Annotated in this window: 18 protein-coding genes; 10 read left to right on the forward strand and 8 right to left on the reverse strand. The window is 73.1% G+C overall.

Going from position 1 to position 18,436, the window contains the following annotated elements:
• Window positions 1-33: 33 nt before the first annotated feature.
• Entirely contained in the window at window positions 34-1,116 is a 1,083-nt protein-coding gene (locus IEZ00_RS04930) for an Rv2629 family ribosome hibernation factor (protein ID WP_189221863.1), read from the forward strand.
• A gap of 70 nt (window positions 1,117-1,186) precedes the next feature.
• On the opposite strand, the gene IEZ00_RS04935 is transcribed toward IEZ00_RS04930, so the two are convergent.
• The 4 genes from IEZ00_RS04935 to IEZ00_RS04950 form a co-directional block, all read right to left on the reverse strand.
• Window positions 1,187-2,059, reverse strand: coding sequence for an amino acid ABC transporter permease (locus IEZ00_RS04935; RefSeq protein ID WP_189221864.1), 873 nt, complete (start codon window positions 2,057-2,059; stop codon window positions 1,187-1,189).
• Entirely contained in the window at window positions 2,056-2,703 is a 648-nt protein-coding gene (locus IEZ00_RS04940; protein ID WP_189221865.1) for an amino acid ABC transporter permease, read from the reverse strand. The genes IEZ00_RS04935 and IEZ00_RS04940 overlap by 4 nt, the downstream gene beginning before the upstream one ends.
• An 83-nt stretch (window positions 2,704-2,786) precedes the next feature.
• Entirely contained in the window at window positions 2,787-3,674 is an 888-nt protein-coding gene (locus tag IEZ00_RS04945; RefSeq protein ID WP_189221866.1) for a glutamate ABC transporter substrate-binding protein, read from the reverse strand.
• Window positions 3,675-3,736: 62 nt separating this feature from the next.
• Window positions 3,737-4,465 (reverse strand): amino acid ABC transporter ATP-binding protein, encoded by a 729-nt coding sequence (locus IEZ00_RS04950; RefSeq protein WP_189221867.1) that lies wholly within the window; start codon window positions 4,463-4,465, stop codon window positions 3,737-3,739.
• Window positions 4,466-4,627: 162 nt separating this feature from the next.
• On the opposite strand from IEZ00_RS04950, the gene IEZ00_RS04955 reads away from it, so the two are divergent.
• Complete coding sequence (locus IEZ00_RS04955) at window positions 4,628-5,299, forward strand: response regulator transcription factor (protein WP_189221868.1); 672 nt, start codon at window positions 4,628-4,630, stop codon at window positions 5,297-5,299.
• The gene (locus IEZ00_RS04960) at window positions 5,300-6,676 is read left to right on the forward strand and encodes a sensor histidine kinase (protein WP_189221869.1); all 1,377 of its coding nucleotides are present in this window, start codon (window positions 5,300-5,302) and stop codon (window positions 6,674-6,676) included.
• Window positions 6,677-6,686: 10 nt separating this feature from the next.
• On the opposite strand, the gene IEZ00_RS04965 is transcribed toward IEZ00_RS04960, so the two are convergent.
• Window positions 6,687-7,634, reverse strand: a complete 948-nt coding sequence (locus IEZ00_RS04965; RefSeq protein WP_229795096.1) for a TAXI family TRAP transporter solute-binding subunit — start codon at window positions 7,632-7,634, stop codon at window positions 6,687-6,689.
• Between the two features lie 57 nt (window positions 7,635-7,691).
• On the opposite strand from IEZ00_RS04965, the gene miaB reads away from it, so the two are divergent.
• Complete coding sequence (gene miaB / locus IEZ00_RS04970) at window positions 7,692-9,161, forward strand: tRNA (N6-isopentenyl adenosine(37)-C2)-methylthiotransferase MiaB (RefSeq protein ID WP_189221870.1); 1,470 nt, start codon at window positions 7,692-7,694, stop codon at window positions 9,159-9,161.
• The gene (locus tag IEZ00_RS04975; protein ID WP_189221871.1) at window positions 9,158-9,622 is read left to right on the forward strand and encodes an Rv2732c family membrane protein; all 465 of its coding nucleotides are present in this window, start codon (window positions 9,158-9,160) and stop codon (window positions 9,620-9,622) included. Before miaB ends, IEZ00_RS04975 begins: the two co-directional genes overlap by 4 nt.
• 136 nt (window positions 9,623-9,758) lie before the next feature.
• Here IEZ00_RS04975 and IEZ00_RS04980 read toward each other — a convergent pair whose 3' ends face one another.
• Entirely contained in the window at window positions 9,759-11,114 is a 1,356-nt protein-coding gene (locus tag IEZ00_RS04980) for a DUF349 domain-containing protein (protein ID WP_189221872.1), read from the reverse strand.
• Window positions 11,115-11,296: 182 nt separating this feature from the next.
• Here IEZ00_RS04980 and IEZ00_RS04985 point away from each other — a divergent pair, with 182 nt between their 5' ends.
• Genes IEZ00_RS04985 through dapF form a run of 3 tightly spaced genes read left to right on the forward strand, consistent with a single transcriptional unit; the run spans window position 11,297 to window position 13,702 of the window.
• On the forward strand, window positions 11,297-11,989 hold the full coding sequence (locus IEZ00_RS04985; protein ID WP_189221873.1) for a class III extradiol ring-cleavage dioxygenase family protein: 693 nt from the start codon (window positions 11,297-11,299) through the stop codon (window positions 11,987-11,989).
• Window positions 11,986-12,888 (forward strand): tRNA (adenosine(37)-N6)-dimethylallyltransferase MiaA, encoded by a 903-nt coding sequence (miaA, locus tag IEZ00_RS04990; protein WP_189221874.1) that lies wholly within the window; start codon window positions 11,986-11,988, stop codon window positions 12,886-12,888. The genes IEZ00_RS04985 and miaA overlap by 4 nt, the downstream gene beginning before the upstream one ends.
• A 10-nt stretch (window positions 12,889-12,898) precedes the next feature.
• Window positions 12,899-13,702 carry a diaminopimelate epimerase gene (gene dapF / locus IEZ00_RS04995; protein ID WP_244989494.1) on the forward strand — a complete coding sequence of 268 codons (804 nt, stop codon included), beginning with the start codon at window positions 12,899-12,901 and terminating at the stop codon, window positions 13,700-13,702.
• Window positions 13,703-13,838: 136 nt separating this feature from the next.
• Here the strand turns inward: dapF and IEZ00_RS05000 are convergent, their stop codons facing one another.
• Together IEZ00_RS05000 and IEZ00_RS05005 are read right to left on the reverse strand one after the other, a co-directional pair.
• The gene (locus IEZ00_RS05000) at window positions 13,839-14,696 is read right to left on the reverse strand and encodes an SMP-30/gluconolactonase/LRE family protein (protein WP_189221876.1); all 858 of its coding nucleotides are present in this window, start codon (window positions 14,694-14,696) and stop codon (window positions 13,839-13,841) included.
• Complete coding sequence (locus IEZ00_RS05005) at window positions 14,689-15,924, reverse strand: MFS transporter (protein WP_189221877.1); 1,236 nt, start codon at window positions 15,922-15,924, stop codon at window positions 14,689-14,691. Before IEZ00_RS05005 ends, IEZ00_RS05000 begins: the two co-directional genes overlap by 8 nt.
• A gap of 162 nt (window positions 15,925-16,086) precedes the next feature.
• On the opposite strand from IEZ00_RS05005, the gene hflX reads away from it, so the two are divergent.
• The gene (gene hflX, locus IEZ00_RS05010) at window positions 16,087-17,532 is read left to right on the forward strand and encodes a GTPase HflX (RefSeq protein ID WP_189221878.1); all 1,446 of its coding nucleotides are present in this window, start codon (window positions 16,087-16,089) and stop codon (window positions 17,530-17,532) included.
• Between the two features lie 2 nt (window positions 17,533-17,534).
• Window positions 17,535-18,436 (forward strand): WD40 repeat domain-containing protein (locus IEZ00_RS05015; protein ID WP_189221879.1); only part of this gene is annotated, 902 nt, incomplete at its 3' end.

Raw genomic sequence — 18,436 nt, forward strand, 5'->3', positions numbered from 1 at the left:
GGCGCGCGGGCGGGTAGCCGAGAGCTCATGGACATGTCCACTTTGGCGGGGCTGATCCGGGAACGCGGCCCGTTCGCGTCGCTGTACCTGGACGCCTCGCACGACACCGAGGACGCGGCCAAGGCGCTGGAGCTGCGCTGGCGCGGGCTGCGCGAAGACCTCCAGCGGCAGGGCGCGGACGCGGACACCCTGGCCGCCATCGACGAGCGGGTCACCCGACCGGCGGTCGGCAAGGCGGGCCGGGCGGTCATCGCCGCGCACGGCCGGGTGCTGCTGGACCTGGTGCTGCCCCGTCCGCCCGCCGCCGACAGCGCCCGCTGGTCGAACTTGCCGCACGTGCTGCCGCTGGCCAACTCGACCACCACCAACGTGCCGCACGTGGTGGTGCTGGTCGACCGCGCGGGCGCCGACCTGCACGGCTACAGCGGGCAGCGGCACGTGGAGCAGGAGGTGCAGGGCGCGCGGCACCCGTTGAACAAGGTCGGCGGGGGCGGCTACTCGCACCGCCGCCTGCAGAACAACGTCGAGGAGACCGCCCGGCGCAACGCGGCGCTGGTGGCCGAGGCGGCCGACGCGCTGGTGGGCGAGCTGAACGCCCGCCTGCTCGTGCTCGGCGGCGAGGTGCAGGCGCGCACCGGGGTCAAGGACCAGCTCAGCACCCGCTGCCGCGACGTGCTGATCGAGGTCGACAGCGGCGGCCTGGCCGCGGGCTCGGACGACGAGGCGTTCGACAGCGCCGTGCGCTCCCTGGTCGCCCAGTACCAGGCCGACCTGGAGAACGACGTGGTCGAGGAGTTCACCACCGAGCGGGACCGGCCGCGAGGTCGCGCGGTGCAGGGCCTGGAGCCGGTGGTGGCGGCGCTGCGCGAGGCCAACGTGGCCGCGCTGCTGGTGGCCGACCCCGCGCTGGGCGACCGCACGGTGTGGACCGGCGACGAGCCCGCCCAGCTGGCGCTGGCCGAGTCCGACCTGCGGGCGATGGGCGTGGAGCACGCGGGCGAGCACCGCGCCGACGAGGCGCTGCCCACCGCGGCCGCCGCGATCGGGGCCCAGGTGCTGGTCGTCGACGACACCCAGCTGGCCGAGGGTGTGGGGGCGCTGCTGCGGCACACGTAAGCGGCTCGCGTGAACGCCCCCGGACGCGCGAAGGGCCCGGCACGACGGCCGGGCCCCGCACGACGCGCGATCAGACGCCCGTCGCCGAGTTGGCCAGCACGACGTTCTCGGCGTCCTTGTTCTCCAGCTCGATGACCCTCTTGTTGCGCCGGTTGCGCTTCTCCAGGTAGGTCGCCAGCCAGGTCAGCAGCAGGCACATCGCGATGTAGATGCCCGCCACCACGATCGTCAGCGGCACCAGCGGCCTGCCGAACTGGGCCTGCGAGCCCAGGTAGCGGGCGTAGTAGAGCAGCTCCTCGTAGGTGATGATGAAGCCCAGCGCGGTGTCCTTGAGCAGCACCACGAGCTGGCTGATGATCGTCGGCAGCATCGCCCGCAGCGCCTGCGGCAGCAGCACCAGGACCATCACCTGCGTCTTGCGCATCCCCAGCGCGTAGGCCGCCTCGGCCTGGCCGCGCGGCAGCGACTTCACGCCCGCGCGGAAGATCTCCGCCAGCACCGAGCCGTTGTAGAGCATCAGCGCCAGCACCACAGCGGCGAACGGCGACATCTTGATGCCGACCGTCGGCAGGCCGTAGTAGAACAGGAACATCATGATCAGCAGCGGGATGGCGCGGAAGAACTCCACCACCACGTTGGAGGGCGCCCGCCAGAACGCGTGCTCGGAGAGCCTGCCCGCGGCGAACACCGCGCCGAACAGCAGGGCCAGCACCGCGCCCAGCGCGAACGCCCGCAGCGTGGCACCGATCTTCTCCAGCAGCTGGATCTGGATCGTCTCGTACTGCAGCCACTCCCACATGCGCGGCTCGAACTGGCCGCTGTCGTAGAAGCGGTAGCCCACGTAGGCCAGCAGGGCGACGACGGCGGCGATGCCGACCACCGCGGCGATGCCGTGCCGGACCCGCGCCTTGGGACCGGGGACGTCGAACAGGACCGAGCTCATCGGGCCACGCTCCAGCGCTTCTCCAGGCCGCGCTGCACCAGCGTCAGCGGGATCACCAGCACCACGAAGAACACCGCCACCCAGGACAGGCCCGCCAGCATGTTGGCGCCCTCCTCGGACAGCCGGTAGGAGATCGCGCCCGCCTCGCCGACCGAGAAGCCCGCCGCCACGGTGGTGTTCTTCAGCAGCGCGATCAGCGTGCTCACCAGCGGCGGCACCACCGAGCGCATGGCCTGCGGCAGCACCACGTTGGCCAGCATCTGGCCGAAGGTCAGCCCCAGCGCGCGGGAGGCCTCGGCCTGGCCCACGGGCACCGTGTTGATGCCCGAGCGGACCACCTCGCAGATGAACGCCGAGGTGTAGAGGGTGAGCGCGGTCACCGCGCCCATGAACGGGTCCAGCTCCAGGATCTTCAGCAGCGGGTAGGCGAACGCGAAGAAGAAGAACACCAGGGTCAGCGGCGTGTTGCGCAGCAGCGTGACGTAGGTGGTGGCCGCCGCGCGCAGCACCGGGACCGGGCTGACCCGCAGCATGGCCAGGACCGTGCCCAGCACCAACGACCCGACCGCGGACAGCAGGAAGAGCTGGATCGTGGTGAGGAAGGCGCTCAGGAACAGGTCGGAGTAGTTGGTAAGGACGCTCATCGGGGTTCCTCGCCGGTGGTTTTCACGGAAGTGGCCGGTGACCCGCCGCGACGCGCGCGGATCACCGGCCACCGCTCACGGCATCAGTAGCGCTCGATCACCGGCTTCTGGGCGGACGAACCCGACTTGCCCAGGGTGGCGTCGTAGATCTCCTGCCACTTGCCGCCGCTGATGGCCTCGTCGAGGATGTCGTTGACCTTGTCGCGCAGCGCCTTGTCGTCCTTGGGCAGGCCGATGCCGTAGGGCTCGACCGAGAACGGCTTCTCGACGACCCTGAACTTGTCCGACTCCAGCGCGGCGTAGCCCTTGAGGATCGCGTCGTCGGTGGTCACCGCGTCCACGGCGCCCTCGGCGAGCTTGGCCACGCACTGCGAGTAGTTCTGGAACTCGATGATGTTCTCGGGCTCGGTGAGGTTCTCGTCCTTGATCCGCTTGATCGGCGTGGAGCCGGTGGCCGAGCAGACCTTCTTGCCCTTGAGGGTGTCCTTGCCGGTGATCGAGGTGTCGTCCTTGCGGACGAGCAGGTCCTGGCCCGCGGTGTAGTACGGGCCCGCGAAGCCGACCTTCTCCTTGCGGCCCGCGTTGATCGTGTAGGTGCCGACGTAGTAGTCCACGTCACCGTTGATCAGCGCCTGCTCGCGACCGGCGGAGGCGATGGCCTTGTACTCGATCTTGTCCTCGCCGAAGCCCAGCTTGGCCGCGACCAGGCGGGCGATCTCGACGTCGAAGCCGCTGTACTTGTTGGTCGTGGCGTCCTTGATGCCCAGGCCGGGCTGGTCCTCCTTGACGCCGATGACGACCTTGCCCCGGCTCTTCATCTTCTCGAACGTCGGCGAGCCGTCGACCTTCACGTCGGTCGCGACCGCCTGGCTGGGCACGGAGCCGGAGTCGCTGGGGCTCCCCTCCTTGCCGCAAGCGGTCAGGGCGAGGCCGCCTGCCAGCAGCGCCACCGCAAGGGTGCGAACCCTCATCGTCCTTCTCCTGCTCTCGTGGGGTCGAGCGGCGCCAGGCTCAGCGCCGCGTTCCGGGGACTTCAGTGGGTCAGGATCTTGCCAAGGAAGTCCTTCGCGCGGTTGGACTTCGGCGCGGAGAAGAAATCTTCCGGCGTCGAGTCCTCGACGACCTCGCCGTCGGCCATGAAGATCACGCGGTCGGCGGCCTTGCGGGCGAAGCCCATCTCGTGGGTCACCACGAGCATGGTCATGCCCTCCTTGGCCAGCGTGGTCATGACGTCGAGCACCTCCTGGACCATCTCCGGGTCCAGCGCGGAGGTCGGCTCGTCGAACAACATCACCTTGGGCCGCATCGCCAGCGCGCGGGCGATGGCCGCGCGCTGCTGCTGTCCGCCGGACAGCTGCGCCGGGAACTTCTCCGCCTGGTTCGCGATGCCGACCCGCTCCAGCAGCTCCATGGCGGTGCGGCGGGCCTCCGCCGCGGGCGTCTTGCGCACCTTCAGCGGGGCGAGCATCACGTTGTCGACGATGCTCTTGTGCGCGAACAGGTTGAACGACTGGAAGACCATGCCCACGTCGGCGCGCAGCCGGGCCAGCTCCTTGCCCTCGGCGGGCAGCGGCTGGCCGTCGACCTCGATGGTGCCCTGGTCGATGGGCTCCAAGCGGTTGATCGTGCGGCACAGCGTGGACTTGCCGGAGCCCGAGGGGCCCAGCACCACGACGACCTGGCCCTTCGGCACCTCCAGGTTGACGCCCTTGAGGACGTGCAGAGGACCGAAGAACTTGTCCACGCCCGTCATCCGGATCATCGGCGGAGCAGGAGTGGGGCCGGTCATCCGTTCCTCCAGAGGGGTTCTCGTGCGATGGCGGAAACCTAGGTGTGGAGCACCACACCAGTCCAGGCGGTTGAGCAAGACTTAGGGTCTCAACTCTGTCACAGGCTGACGACACTTGTTTCGGGAGGGACCGCGGTGCGGGTGCTGCTCGTCGAGGACGACGACCGCGTAGCGGAAGCGCTGGTCCCAGCGCTGACGCGACGCGGTTTCACGGTGGACCGGCAGGCCACCGGCAGGGGGACGCTGGACCGGTTGGCCGGGGTCGACGTGGTGCTGCTCGACCTGGGCCTGCCCGATGTGGACGGTGTGACCCTCTGTCGCAACATCCGTGCCGCCAGTGACGTGGCCATCATCGTGGTCTCCGCGCGCGGGGAGATCGACGACCGCATCCTCGGCCTGCACGCGGGCGCCGACGACTACCTGGTCAAACCGTACGACGTGGGTGAGCTGGTGGCCCGCGTGCACGCGGTGCGCCGCCGCCGCGGCGACCCGGTGGGGGCGGGTGGCACGGGCACCGAGGTGTTCGAGGCGGGCGACGTCCGGGTCGACCTGGGGCGGCACGAGGTGACCGTGGCGGGCGAGGTCGTGGCGCTGTCGCGCAAGGAGTTCCAGGTCCTCGCGCTGGTCATGGCCGCGGGCGGGGCGGTGTGCACCCGCGAGCGCATCCTGGCCGAGGTCTGGGGGCGCACCTGGGCGGGCGCGAACCGCACCCTGGACGTGCACGTGGCCACCCTGCGCACCAAGCTGGGCAGGCCCTCGCTGCTGGAGACGGTGCGCGGCGTCGGCTACCGGTTGGGCGCGGTCTAGGTGCGCTCGCGGCTGCTCGGGATCGTGCTGGCGCTGGTGGTCCTGGTGCTGGTGGGGATGGGGGTGCCGCTGGGGCGCGGGGTGGCCGCCACCGAGCAGCAGGAGATGTTCCTCGACCGGCTGACCGACACCAGCCGGTTCGCCTCGGTGGCCCAGCAGCCGATCATCCACGGCAGGCCGGACCTGCTGGAGCCCTCGCTGGAGCGCTACGAGCAGCTCTACGGCATCCAGGTCGGCCTGCTCGGACCGGACGGGCGGGTGCTGGTCGGCTCCTCCGAGCTGGACCTGTCCCCGGCGCCGGTGCGCGACGCGGTGGACCAGGCGCTGGCCGGGCGGCTGCCCGCGACGCCGGAGCTGTTCATGCCGTGGGAGGACGCCCTGCTGGTGCTGGCCGAGCCGGTGCTGGTCGACGGCGAGGTGCGCGGCGCCGTGGTGACCCTCTCCCCCACCGCCAAGACCAGGGCGGAAGTGGCCCTGTGGTGGCTGGTGATCACCCTGGGCGGGCTGTTCGCGCTGGTGCTGGCGGTGTTCGCGGCGCTGCCGCTGGTCCGCTGGACGCTGCGACCGGTGCGCAGGCTCGACGACGCCACCGGGGCGCTGCTGGCCGCGGTGCAGTCCGGCCGCGCCGTGGAGCCGGTCGGCTCCTCCGACGGGCCGCCGGAGCTGCGCCAGCTGAGCCGGTCGTTCGACCAGATGGCCGCCAACGTCGGCGACGTGCTGGCCGCCCAGCGCGCGTTCGTGGCCGACGCCTCGCACCAGCTGCGCAACCCGCTGACCGCGCTCAAGCTCCGGTTGTCCAACCTGGAGGGGCACGTCTCCGGCGAGGCCAGGGAGCACCAGCTGGCCGCGCTGGCCGAGGCCGACCGGCTCAACCGCATCCTGGACGAGCTGCTGTCCATGGCGCGGGCGGAGTCCTCGTCGGTGGACCCGGTGCCGGTGGACCTGGACCGGGCGGTGGCCGGGCGGCTGTCGGCCTGGACCCCGGCCGCCGCCTCCCGCGACGTGCACCTGGTGCTCGACGGCGAGCCCGGCGGCCAGGTGCTGGCCCCGCCCAGGGGCGTGGAGGCGGTGCTGGACGCGCTGCTGGACAACGCGCTGAAGTTCACCGCCGAGGGGTCGCTGGTGCGCGTGGACGTGCGCAGGCTCGACGGGGTGGTGCGGCTGTCGGTGCGCGACGGCGGGCCGGGGCTGGCCGAGGACGAGCTGGAGCGGGCCACCGACCGGTTCTGGCGCAGCCCGCTGCACCAGAACGTGCCCGGCTCCGGGCTGGGGCTGTCGATCGTGCGGCGGATCGTGGAGCGGGTGGGCGGCGCGGTGCGGCTGGAGCTGCCCGAGGGCGGCGGGCTGCGGGTGGTGGTCGAGTTCCCCGCGCTCTGAGCGGAGGCGGTCAGACCTTCACGTCGCGGTAGTAGCGCACCGCGCCGGGGTGCAGCTCGACCGGGGTGGTCTCGATCGCCGAGCGGACCTCTATCGAACGGGCCACCGGGTTGGCCGCCACCAGCGCGGGCTGGGCCCGGAACAGCCCCCTGAGCAGCGCTTCCGCCACCTCGGCGGACATCTGGTCGGTGACCAGCAGGAAGTTGCGCACCACCAGCGTGGTGATCGGCCCACCGGGCAGCTGGTAGGCCGACGCGGGCAGGGTGGCCGAGCCGTAGATGGGGTAGCGGTCGCGCAGGTCGGGCAGCACGTCGCCGAGGTCGAGCATCCGCACCGGCACGGTCTCGGCCAGCTCGGTCACCGCGTGCGTGGGCACGCCCCCGGACCAGAAGAACGCGTCCAGCTCGCCCCGCCGCATCGCCTCGGCCGAGTCGTTGGGGTCCAGGTGCCGCGCCTGGAGGTCCCCGGTGGACAGGCCCGCGCTCTCCAGCAGGCGCTGCGCGATGAGGATCACACCGGAGTCCACCGCGCCGATCGAGACGCGCTTGCCCCGCAGGTCGGCCAGCTTGGTGGCCTGCACGTCGTCGCGCACGATCAGCTGCAGGTAGTCGTCGTGCATCCTGGCCAGCGCGTACAGCCGGTGGCCGGGCCCGCTGCGGGCCAGCTCGTCGTCGGCGGCGTCGGCGGCGGAGAAGCCCACCTGGGCCTGCCCGGTGCGCAGCCGGGTCAGGTTGTCCACCGACCCGCGCGTCTCCGCCACCTGCGGGCGCTCGACGCCGGGATCGGCCGCCCACGCCTCCGCCAGAGCGGTGCTGAGCTGGTGGTACACCCCGCCGCGCACGCCCGCCGCCACGGTGAGCTTGACGTGGTCGAAGTCGTCCCCGCACGCGGTCAGCGACAGCGCGGCCACGGCCAGCGCGGCGCCGAGGGCGTGGACTCGCAGCAGCGTTCCCGACACCCGCGCATCGTCGCACGTCCAGCCTCTACCCTGGACCCGACGGAAGGATTAGGTGCAGTGACCCGCAGTTACCAGATCCGCACGTTCGGCTGCCAGATGAACGTGCACGACTCCGAGCGCCTGGCAGGAATGCTGGAGGACGCGGGCTACACGCCTGCCGACGGCGACACCGCCCCGGACGTGGTGGTGTTCAACACCTGCGCCGTCCGGGAGAACGCGGACAACAAGCTCTACGGCACGCTCGGCCACCTCGCGCCCGCCAAGGCCGCCAACCCGGACATGCAGATCGCCGTGGGCGGCTGCCTGGCGCAGAAGGACCAGGGCGAGATCGTCAAGCGCGCCCCGTGGGTGGACGTGGTGTTCGGCACCCACAACATCGGGTCGCTGCCGGTGCTGCTGGAACGCGCCCGGCACAACCGCGAGGCCCAGGTCGAGATCCTCGACGCGCTGGAGACCTTCCCGTCCACGCTGCCCGCGCGCCGCGACTCGGCCCACTCCGGCTGGGTGTCGGTGTCCGTCGGCTGCAACAACACCTGCACCTTCTGCATCGTGCCGTCGCTGCGCGGCAAGGAGAAGGACCGCCGCCCCGGCGAGGTGCTGGCCGAGGTCAAGGCGCTGGTGGCCGAGGGCGTGCTGGAGGTGACGCTGCTCGGGCAGAACGTCAACTCCTACGGCGTCGAGTTCGGCGACCGGCACGCCTTCGGCAAGCTGCTGCGCGCCTGCGGCGACATCGAGGGCCTGGAGCGGGTGCGCTTCACCTCGCCGCACCCCAAGGACTTCACCGACGACGTGATCGCCGCCATGGCCGAGACCCCGAACGTGTGCCACCAGCTGCACATGCCGCTGCAGTCGGGCTCCGACCGCGTGCTCAAGGCCATGCGCCGCTCGTACCGGTCGGCCAAGTTCCTGTCCATCCTGGACGACGTGCGCGCGGCCATGCCCGACGCGGCCATCACCACCGACATCATCGTCGGCTTCCCCGGCGAGACCGAGGAGGACTTCCAGGCCACCCTGGACGTGGTGCGGCAGGCCCGGTTCTCCAGCGCCTTCACCTTCCAGTACTCCAAGCGGCCGGGCACGCCCGCCGCCGAGCTGCCCGACCAGCTGCCCAAGCAGGTCGTGCAGGAGCGCTACGACCGGCTCGTGGCGCTGCAGAACGAGCTGTCGTGGGAGCAGAACAAGGCACTGGTCGGCCGCACCGTCGAGGTGCTGGTGGCCAGCGGCGAGGGCCGCAAGGACGCCGAGACGCACCGGCTGTCCGGCCGCGCCCGCGACGGCAGGCTGGTGCACTTCACCCCCGGTGACGCGGCCGTCCGGCCGGGTGACGTGGTGGAGACCGTGATCACCTACGCCGCGCCGCACAACCTGATCGCGGACGGCCCGCTGCTCAGCCACCGCCGCACCAAGGCGGGCGACCGGGCGGAAGCGGGCATCCGGCCGAAGACGCCCGGTGTCTCCCTGGGCCTGCCCGCGTTCGGCGCCCCCGCCCCGCAGCCGGCCGCCGTGGGCGGGTGCTCGGTCGGATGAGCGGCGACAACGACGACCTGGCGGGCCTGCGGCGGGAGATCGACCAGGTCGGCCGCGCGGCGGCCAAGCGCATCGACCCCGGCGCGGGCGCGATGGTGATCGCGGTGGCGGTGCTGGCGGTGCTGCTGTCGCTGGTGCTGCCCTGGGTGGGCCCGAGCACGGGCCTGGAGGTGCTGCTGGGCGACTCGCCCGTGCTGCCGAGGGTGTTCTCCTGGGTGGCCCTGGTCGGCGGCGTGCTGTGCTCCGCGCTGGCACTGGCGCTGCGGCGGTGGGCGCTGGCCTGGGTGTGCGCCCTGCTGTGCTTCGCCGGATCGGTCGCGGGCGTGCTGTCGATCTGGACCACCCAGACCACCACCGGCCACCACCCCGGCCCAGGTCCCGGCCTCGGCCTGGTCCTCGCCGTGGTCGCGGTGGTCGTCCTCCTGACCAAGTGGCTCCGCATAGCCATGAGCCGGATCTGACTGCCGCGCCGGTGGCGTCGCAGCCACCCGATCGCACGAACTGAGCGTTCGGACACCGCGAACCGAGCGTTCGGGAGCCAGTGCGGGGGAAGGGGCGTGCGCGGTGGTCGCGCACGCCCCTTCCCCGTTCCGGTGACTAGCGGCTGGCGACTGCCTGCTCCGCCGCGGCCAGCCACTCGCGCCACTGCTTGGCCTGCGCCTCGGCCTGCTCGGCGCGGCGCTTGTCGCCCGCCGCGCGAGCCTTGGCCGCCTGGGACTCGAACTGCTCGACCCGCTCCCGGAACTGCGCCACGCGGGCCTCGGCCTCCGGGTCGGACCGGCGCCACTGGGCGTCGACCGCGCCGCGGACCCTCTCCTCCACCGCGCGCAGCTTGCCCTCCAGCTCGCGGACCCGCTCCCTGGGGACCTTGCCGATGGCGTCCCACCGCTCCTGGATGCGGTACAGCTGCTGCCTGGCCGCCTCCAGGTCGTGCGACGGGTCGATCTGCTCGGCCTCGACCAGCAGCTCCTCCTTCAGCTTCGCGTTGGCGGCGAACTCCGCGTCACGCTCGCTGAAGGCCTCGGAGCGCCGGGCGAAGAACGCGTCCTGCGCGGCGCGGAAGCGCTGCCACAGGGCGTCGTCGGCCTCCTTGGGCGCGCGGCCCGCGGCCTTCCACTCGACCATCAGCTCCTTGTAGCGACCGGCCGTGGGGCCCCAGTCGTCGGAGTCGACGAGCTTCTCGGCCTCCTCGACCAGCTCCTGCTTGCGCTGCTTGGCCACCCCGCGCTGGCGGTCCAGGTCGGCGAAGTGCGACCCGCGCCGCCGGTTGAACGCGTCACGCGCCTTGGAGAACCGCCGCCACAGCTGCTCGTCGGTCTTGCGGTCGACGCCCCGGATGGTCTTCCACTCGTCCAGGATCGCCCGCAGCCGGTCGCCCGCGACCTTCCACTGGGTCGACTCGTTGGCCAGCGCCTCGGCCTCCTCGACCAGCTCCAGCTTGCGCGCGCCCGCCGCGGCCCTGGCCTCCTCCTTGGCGACCTTGGCCTGCTCCAGCGCCTCCTGGGCCTTGGCCAGGACGTGCTCGACCCTGGCGGCCAGCGCGGCGAGGTCGCCCACCACCGCGGCGTCGGCCAGGCTCTCCTGGATGTGCTTGGCGCTGGTCAGCGCGTGCTTGGGGTCACCGGCCCCGGAGGACAGCCGCGTGGCCAGCAGCTCGACCTCGGTGCGGATGTCGTCGAACCGGCGGGCGAAGTGCGCCAACCCCTCGACCGGCTCGCCCGCCTGCCAGGAGCCGACGACGCGCTCGCCGTCCGCGGTCTTGACGTAGACGGTGCCCTCCTCGTCCACGCGCCCCCAGCGCTCCGGGTGGTCCGACGCCGCGGGCACCGGCGGAGGCACCGAGGCTTGCGCTCCGGCTTGCGCTCCGGCCTGCGTCCCGGCCTGCGTCTCCTCGACCACCGCCCCCGCACCACTGTCGCCAGTGGTTCCCGGTGTCGTCTCGTGCTCCGTCATCGCCGGCTTCCTCCTCGCCTGCCCGCTTCATGGTGCCCGTGCCGACCACGGGCGCCCCGCCAGTGGCGGGGCCCAGCACCCGAGTACCGCGACCTTCGACCGGTCCCCAGTACCCCGCGCGCATTCAAACAGGTCAGGGCTCGAGCCGGTACTGGTGGTGGGAGATGAGTAACGTCCAGTCCATGATCTCCCGCGTCGCGGTCGTGCCGCACCCGCCCCTGCTGGTGCCCGAACTGGTCGCGGGAGCGGTCGCGGAGACCGAGCCGGTGCGGGCCGCCTGCCTGGCCGCGGCGGCGGACCTGGCCGCGTGCGCGGACGAGTGGGTGGCGGTCGGCGTGGCGCCGGGAGCGCCGCGCGAACTGTCCGACGTGGCCGGGACCTTCCGCGGTTTCGGGGTGGACGTGCCGGTGGCGCTGTCGGACGCGCCGTCCCGCGTGGTGGCGGACCTGCCGCTGCCCGCCCTGGTCGCGGGCTGGCTGCGGGAGCGGGTCGGGGCGCGTCGGGTGCGGGTGCACCTGGTGCCGCCGGACCTGCCGACCGCGCGGTGCGTGGCGCTGGGCGAGCGGTTGACCGCCTCGGGTGACGCCCTGCTGGTGCTGGGCGACGGCTCGCACCGGCACGGCGAGCTGGCGGTGGGACGAGCCGACGACCGGGCCGGTCCGTTCGACGATGCGGTCCACCGCGCGCTGGCGGCGGCGGACACCGCGGCGCTGCGCGCGGTCGACCCGGCGCTGGCGGCCGAGCTGGGCGCGCGGGGCCGGGCGGCCTGGCAGGTGCTGGCGGGCGTGCGGGGACCGTGGCGGTGCGCCAGGTCGCGGTTCCTGGCCCCGTTCGGCGTCGGCTACCACGTCGCCGTCTGGGAAACTGGGGCGTGACCGTTCCCGTCGCCGTCGTCGGCCCCACCGCGACCGGCAAGTCCGACCTGGCCGTGGAGCTGGCCCTGCGCCTTGGCGGGGAGGTGGTCAACGCCGACGCGATGCAGCTCTACCGGGGCATGGACATCGGCACGGCGAAGGTCACCGAGCGGGAGCGCCGGGGCGTGCCGCACCACCTGCTCGACGTGCTGGAGGTGACCGAGACCGCCTCGGTGGCCGCCTACCAGCGGCACGCCCGCGCGGTGGTCGAGCGGCTGCTCGACCAGGGCCGCACCCCCGTCCTGGTCGGCGGCTCCGGGCTGTACGTGCAGGCCGTGCTGGACGACCTGGTCTTCCCCGGCACCGACGAGGCCATCCGCGCCCGGCTGGAGGACGAGCTGGCCGTCGTGGGCGCCCCCGCGCTGCACCAGCGGCTGGCCGGGCTCGACCCGGCCGCGGCGCTGGCCATCCTGCCCAGCAACGGCAGGCGCGTGGTGCGGGCGCTGGAGGTCATCGAGCTGACCGGGCGGCCGTTCTCCGCGACCATGCCCAAGCCCGGTCCGGCCCGCTACGGCGCGGTGCTGGTCGGCCTGGACCGCGCGGTGTCCGAGCTGGACGAGCGGGTCGACCTGCGGGTGGACCGGATGTTCGAGGCGGGCCTGGTGGACGAGGTCCGCGCGCTGGAGGCGCGTGGCCTGCGCGAGGGCCGCACCGCGTCGCGGGCGCTGGGCTACCAGCAGGTGCTGGCCGCCTTCGACGGCGAGCTCACCCTGGCGGACGCGGCGGCGGAGACCGCGCGGGCGACCCGGCGGTTCGTCCGGCGGCAGCGCTCGTGGTTCCGCCGCGACCAGCGGGTGACCTGGTTCGACGCGGGTCGCGACGGCCTGGTCGGCGACGTGCTGGCGCTGCTGGGCAAGTAGCCTGGTGGGCATGGGCGTGGAGTTCCTCAAGGGCCACGGCACCGAGAACGACTTCGTGGTGCTGCCCGATCCCGACGGCGTGCTGGACCTGACCGAGGCGCGGGTGCGGGCGCTGTGCGACCGCAGGCGCGGCCTGGGCGCCGACGGCGTGCTGCGGGTCGTGCGGCCGGACATGGGGCCGTGGTTCATGGACTACCGCAACGCCGACGGCTCCATCGTCGAGATGTGCGGCAACGGCGTGCGCGTGTTCGCCCGCTACCTGGTCGAGGCCGGGTTGGTCCCGACCGGCGAGTTCGAGATCGGCACCCGCGCGGGCAGGCGGCAGGTCGTGGCGCACGAGGACGGCACGGTCACCGTCGACATGGGACCGGCCCGCGTCACCGGCGCGTCCACGGCCTCGGTGCGCGGCGCGGCGTTCACCGGTTTCGCGGTGGACGTGGGCAACCCGCACCTGGCGTGCGTCACCGACACGCCCGTGGCGGAGCTGGACCTGGACGACGCGCCGGGCCACGACCCGGCGGTGTTCCCGCGCGGGGTGAACGTGGAGTTCGTCAACGTCCTGGGCGACGGCGCGCTGCGGATGCGCGTGCACGAGCGCGGCGTGGGCGAGACGCGCTCCTGCGGCACGGGCACGGTCGCGGCGGTCGCGGCGTGGCTGCACGGGACGGGGCAGCGCACCGGCAAGGCCACTGTGGACGTCCTGGGTGGACAGCTCTCGGTGGTCGTCGAGGAGGAGACCGCCACCCTGACCGGCCCGGCCGTGCTGCTGGCCCGCGGCGAGCTGGACCAGTCCTGGTGGGACAGCCTGACCTGACCCTCTGAACGCCCCGTCGGCAAGTACCACCCGACGGGCCTCGAAGGGCCGGTGACCACTACCCGAAGTGCCCGAACGCTCGGTTCGCGGTGCCTGAACGCCCGGTTCGCGGTGTCCGGACGCGCGACTCGCGCGTTCAGAGGTCGCAGACCTCCAGCCTGCCCAGGCGGGCCCCGGCCACCACCTCCGGTTGCGAGGTGGGCGCGGTGCAGCAGACCAGGCGCGAGCCGAGCACGGCGACGGCGAAGCAGGTCTGGGTGGTCTCGACCCGCTGGACGACCTCGCCCGCCACCACCCGCACCGCGCACGGCTGCAGCGCGGCGGCGACCCAGACGCCGCCCTCGGCGTCCACCGCGATCCCGTCCGGGGCGACGGAGTGCTCGCGCAGGGCCGCCCAGGGCCGCCGGTTGGTCAGCGCGCCGTCCTCCGCCACGTCGAACGCGGTGAGCCCGAACGCCAGCGTCTCGGCGACCACGAGGGTGCCGTCGGGCAGGAACGCCATCCCGTTGGGGAACTTCAGGTCGTCGGCGGCCACCTCGGCGGTCCCGTCCGGCCGCACGAGCGCCAGCGGTGTCCCCGGCGGCACCCACTCCGGGTCCAGCAGCGCCTCCTCGCCGCCCTGCGCGATCGCCGCGTGCAGGTCGAAGCCGAAGTTGCCGACGTAGGCGCGCCCCCGGTCGTCGACCAGCATGTCGTTGGCGTGGAAGGTGGCGATACCGCTCAGGTCGGCGTGCGGCGCCAGCGTGCCGTCCGGCTCCAGCCTGAGCACGGCCCGGTCGCGCATGGAGACCACGAGCAGCCGCCCGTCGGGCAGCCAGCCCAGGCCGGACGGCTGCTCGGGCACCTCGCAGACGACCTCCTGCTCACCGGTGGCCAGGTCGAGCGCGCGCACCTGGTGGTCGTAGAAGTCGGAGTAGAACAACCTGCCGTCGGGGCCGTGGCGTGGCCCCTCGCCGAACCGGAGATCGTCGCGCAGCACGGTGGTGTCAGCCATGCCCCTCGACCGTAGTGATCGACGGCACATCGCGCATACGCCGCAGGGGTGAGCCGAGCACCCAGAGGACACCGCTGCTGAGCCCCGCGGCGGCGACCCACAGCGCGCCGCGCACGCCCAGCGATTCGGCCAGCAGGCCCCCGGTCAGGGCACCCAGCGGCATGGCGCCCCAGACGATGCAGCGCACGCTGGCGTTCATCCGACCCAGCAGGTGGTCCGGGCACAGCGCCTGGCGCAGGCTGACCTGGGCGACGTTGTAGAGCACGGTGCCCACCGAGGTCACGAGCAGGCCCACCACCAGCAGTGACAGCTTCCACCCCGGTTCGGCCAGCGGCACCAGCAGCCACGCGGGCTGGGTGCACAGCATGGACACCCAGATCAGCCGCACCTGGCCGATCCGCACGAACCAGCCGGAGGTGGCCCCGGCCAGCGCCCCGCCCGCCCCGCCCACGGCCAGCAGCAGGCCCACCGCGCCCTCGGGCAGCGCCAGGTCGCGGACCATGAACAGCACGCTGACCGCGCTGTACGCGCCGTGGAAGAAGTTGCACGTGGCCGTGCACAGGACGGTGGGCAGCACCAGCCGGTGCCGCAGCACGAACCGCAGGCCCTCGCCGATCTCGGTCCACAGCCTGCGCCCGCTGCGCTCGGGAACCCGCTCCTGCGGATCGACCGCGCGCAGCAGCAGCGCCGAGGAAGCGTACGCGGCCACCACGCCGAGCACGGCGTTCGCGCTGCCCGCGGCCTGCGCCAGGACACCGCTGCCCGGCCTGCCCAGCAGACGAGCCACCTGCTGCACCGAGGTGAGCCTGCCGTTGGCGGCGGGCAGCTCCGCGCGCGGCACCAGCGCGGGCAGGAAGGACTGGGACGCCACGTCGAAGAACACCGTCAGCACGCCCGCGCCCAGCGCCACCAGCACCAGGTGGGTGAAGGTGAGCACGTCCAGCCACCACGCCACCGGCACGGTGAGCAGCAGCGCCGCCCGCGCGGTCGTCGTCCAGGCCATCAGGGGGCGCTTGCGGACCCGGTCCACCAGCGCCCCGGCCGGTAACCCGACCACCAGGAACGCGGCCGTGCCCGCCGCGGCGAGCAGGCCCATCCGGGCGGGTGAGGCGGCCAGCGCGGTGGCCGCCACCAGCGGCAGCGCCACGTCCTGGACCGCGCTGCCGAACTGGTTGGCCGCGTCGCCCGCCCAGAACAGCCGGAAGGCGCGGTGTGACCGCTGGGACATCCCCGAAGTGTCCCGAGGGTGATAAGGGGTGTCGACCGCATCGGGGTCGTGTCGCGGGAACTTAATCGGCCCGCTCGAGCGTTGTTCCTCGTGCAGGCCGCCGACCCACCGGGGGATTAACCACTCGGTCGCAGAGGCGGGACGTGGGACGATGAAGGGCAAATGACGGAAAACACGTACAGCACCAACGACTGGCTCGACCACGACGCCGAGCTGTCCACCGGCGAGCTGGCCCTCGCCGACCGCGCGGCGCTGCGGCGCGTCGCCGGGTTGTCCACCGAGCTCCAGGACGTCACCGAGGTCGAGTACCGGAAGCTCCGCCTGGAGCGGGTGGTGCTGGTCGGCGTGTGGACCGAGGGCACGGCGGCCGACTCGGAGGCCTCGCTGGCCGAACTGGCCCTGCTGGCCGAGACCGCGGGCTCCGAGGTCCTCGAAGGGCTCGTGCAGCGGCGCGACCGGCCCGACCCGGCCACCTACATCGGCTCCGGCAAGGTCGGCGAGCTGCGCGACATCGTGATCTCGACCGGCGCGGACACCGTGATCGCCGACGGCGAGCTCTCCCCCGGCCAGCTGCGGCAGCTGGAGGAGAAGCTCAAGGTCAAGGTGATCGACCGGACCGCGCTGATCCTGGACATCTTCGCCCAGCACGCCAGCTCCAAGGAGGGCAAGGCCCAGGTCGAGCTGGCCCAGCTGCAGTACCTGATGCCGCGGCTGCGCGGCTGGGGCGAGTCGCTGTCCCGGCAGGCCGGTGGCCGGGCGGGCGGCGGCAACGGCGGCGTGGGTCTGCGCGGCCCCGGTGAGACGAAGCTGGAGACCGACCGCAGGCGCATCCGCGCGCGCATCGCGAAGCTGCGCCGGGAGATCGCCGCGATGGGCGTCATCCGGGAGACCAAGCGCGGTCGCCGGGTCGCCAACGCGGTGCCCAGCGTGGCCATCGCGGGCTACACCAACGCGGGCAAGTCCAGCCTGCTCAACGCGCTGACCGGCGCGGGCGTGCTGGTGGAGGACGCGCTGTTCGCCACTCTCGACCCGACGACCCGGCGCACGACCACCCCGGACGGCCTGCCCTACACGCTGACCGACACGGTCGGCTTCGTCCGGCACCTGCCGCACCAGCTGGTCGAGGCGTTCCGGTCCACCCTGGAGGAGGTCGCCGACGCGGACCTGCTGGTCCACGTGGTGGACGGCTCCGACGGGATGCCCGAGAAGCAGGTCACGGCGGTGCGCGAGGTGATCGCGGAGATCAGCGAGCGCCGCGACGAGCCGATGCCGCAGGAGCTGCTGGTGGTGAACAAGGTCGACGCGGTGGGCGAGCTGACGCTGGCCCGGCTGCGCCACCTGTTCCCGACCGCGCAGTTCGTGTCCGCGCACAGCGGCGAGGGCATCGCCGAGCTGCGCGAGCGCATCGCGGGCATGATCCCCCGGCCGCAGGTCGTGGTGGACGCGCTGGTGCCCTACGCCCGCGGCGAGCTGGTGGCGCGGGTGCACCGCGAGGGCGAGGTGCTCAAGGAGCGCCACACCGAGGAGGGCACCGAGCTCAGCGCCCGCGTCCGCCCGGACCTGGCGGGCGCGCTGGAGCGGTACGCGGTGAACGGAAGCCGCGCCTGAGCGTGCGCGCCCTGCTGGTCACCACGGCCCTGGTCCTGACGGCGGGCTCCGCTGCGGCGGAGCCCGCCGTCGTCGACGTGTGCCGGGTGACCGGCAGCAGCCTGGCCGAGCTGTCCGGCCTGGCGTCCAACGGCGCCGAGTGGTTCGCGGTGAACGACAGCGACGACGGGCGGGTGGAGATCCGGGTGCTGTCGCGGACGTGCGCGGTCACCCGCACGATCACCGCGCCCGCCAACCCGTTCGACGTCGAGGACCTGGCGCTGACCCCGGACGGCACGCTGTGGCTGGCCGACACCGGCGACAACGGCAGGACGCGGGACACCGTGGCGCTGCACGCCGTGTCGCCCGGCGGCGCGGCGAAGCTGTACCGGTTGACCTACCCGGACGGCAGGCACGACGCGGAAGCCGTGCTCTTCGACGGCCGCGGGGTGCCGCACGTGGTGACGAAGGAGACCATCGGCCGCGCACTGGTCTACCGGCCGACCGGCGAGCTGTCCGAGACCGCGCCGACACCGATGGAGCAGGTCGCCGCGGTGTCCCTGGACACCACCGACACCCCCGGCGGCCCGCTCCAGAGCACGGTGGTGACCCGCCTGGTGACCGGGGGCGCGGTGTCCGCGGACGGCCGGGTCGCCGCGCTGCGGACCTACACCGACGCCTACCTCTACCGGGTGCCGGACGGGGACCTGGTGGCGGCGCTGGAGGGCGACCCGGTGCGCGTGCCGCTGCCGAACGAGCCGCAGGGCGAGGCCATCGCGTTCGAGCCGGACGGCACGCTGCTGTCCGCCTCGGAGTTCGGCGACGCGGGCAGCAGCTCGGTGATCCGGGCGGTCGCGGGTGCCGCTGGGCTGGCCGCGTCGTCGGGAGCGACGACCGCGGAGCCGACCACAGAGCCGAGCGCGGA

The organism is Saccharothrix coeruleofusca (assembly GCF_014648515.1).
GTDB lineage: Bacteria > Actinomycetota > Actinomycetes > Mycobacteriales > Pseudonocardiaceae > Actinosynnema > Actinosynnema coeruleofuscum.

Bases quoted from the DNA above. Each gene is read 5' to 3' on its own strand.
- IEZ00_RS04940 (WP_189221865.1), bottom strand. From the start codon at position 2,703: ATGAGCGTCCTTACCAACTACTCCGACCTGTTCCTGAGCGCCTTCCTC.
- IEZ00_RS04975 (WP_189221871.1), top strand. From the start codon at position 9,158: ATGAGCGGCGACAACGACGACCTGGCGGGCCTGCGGCGGGAGATCGAC.
- IEZ00_RS05000 (WP_189221876.1), bottom strand. From the start codon at position 14,696: ATGGCTGACACCACCGTGCTGCGCGACGATCTCCGGTTCGGCGAGGGG.
- IEZ00_RS04935 (WP_189221864.1), bottom strand. From the start codon at position 2,059: ATGAGCTCGGTCCTGTTCGACGTCCCCGGTCCCAAGGCGCGGGTCCGG.
- IEZ00_RS04985 (WP_189221873.1), top strand. From the start codon at position 11,297: ATGATCTCCCGCGTCGCGGTCGTGCCGCACCCGCCCCTGCTGGTGCCC.
- hflX (WP_189221878.1), top strand. From the start codon at position 16,087: ATGACGGAAAACACGTACAGCACCAACGACTGGCTCGACCACGACGCC.
- dapF (WP_244989494.1), top strand. From the start codon at position 12,899: ATGGGCGTGGAGTTCCTCAAGGGCCACGGCACCGAGAACGACTTCGTG.
- IEZ00_RS05005 (WP_189221877.1), bottom strand. From the start codon at position 15,924: ATGTCCCAGCGGTCACACCGCGCCTTCCGGCTGTTCTGGGCGGGCGAC.
- IEZ00_RS04980 (WP_189221872.1), bottom strand. From the start codon at position 11,114: ATGACGGAGCACGAGACGACACCGGGAACCACTGGCGACAGTGGTGCG.
- IEZ00_RS04950 (WP_189221867.1), bottom strand. From the start codon at position 4,465: ATGATCCGGATGACGGGCGTGGACAAGTTCTTCGGTCCTCTGCACGTC.
- IEZ00_RS04945 (WP_189221866.1), bottom strand. From the start codon at position 3,674: ATGAGGGTTCGCACCCTTGCGGTGGCGCTGCTGGCAGGCGGCCTCGCC.
- IEZ00_RS04930 (WP_189221863.1), top strand. From the start codon at position 34: ATGTCCACTTTGGCGGGGCTGATCCGGGAACGCGGCCCGTTCGCGTCG.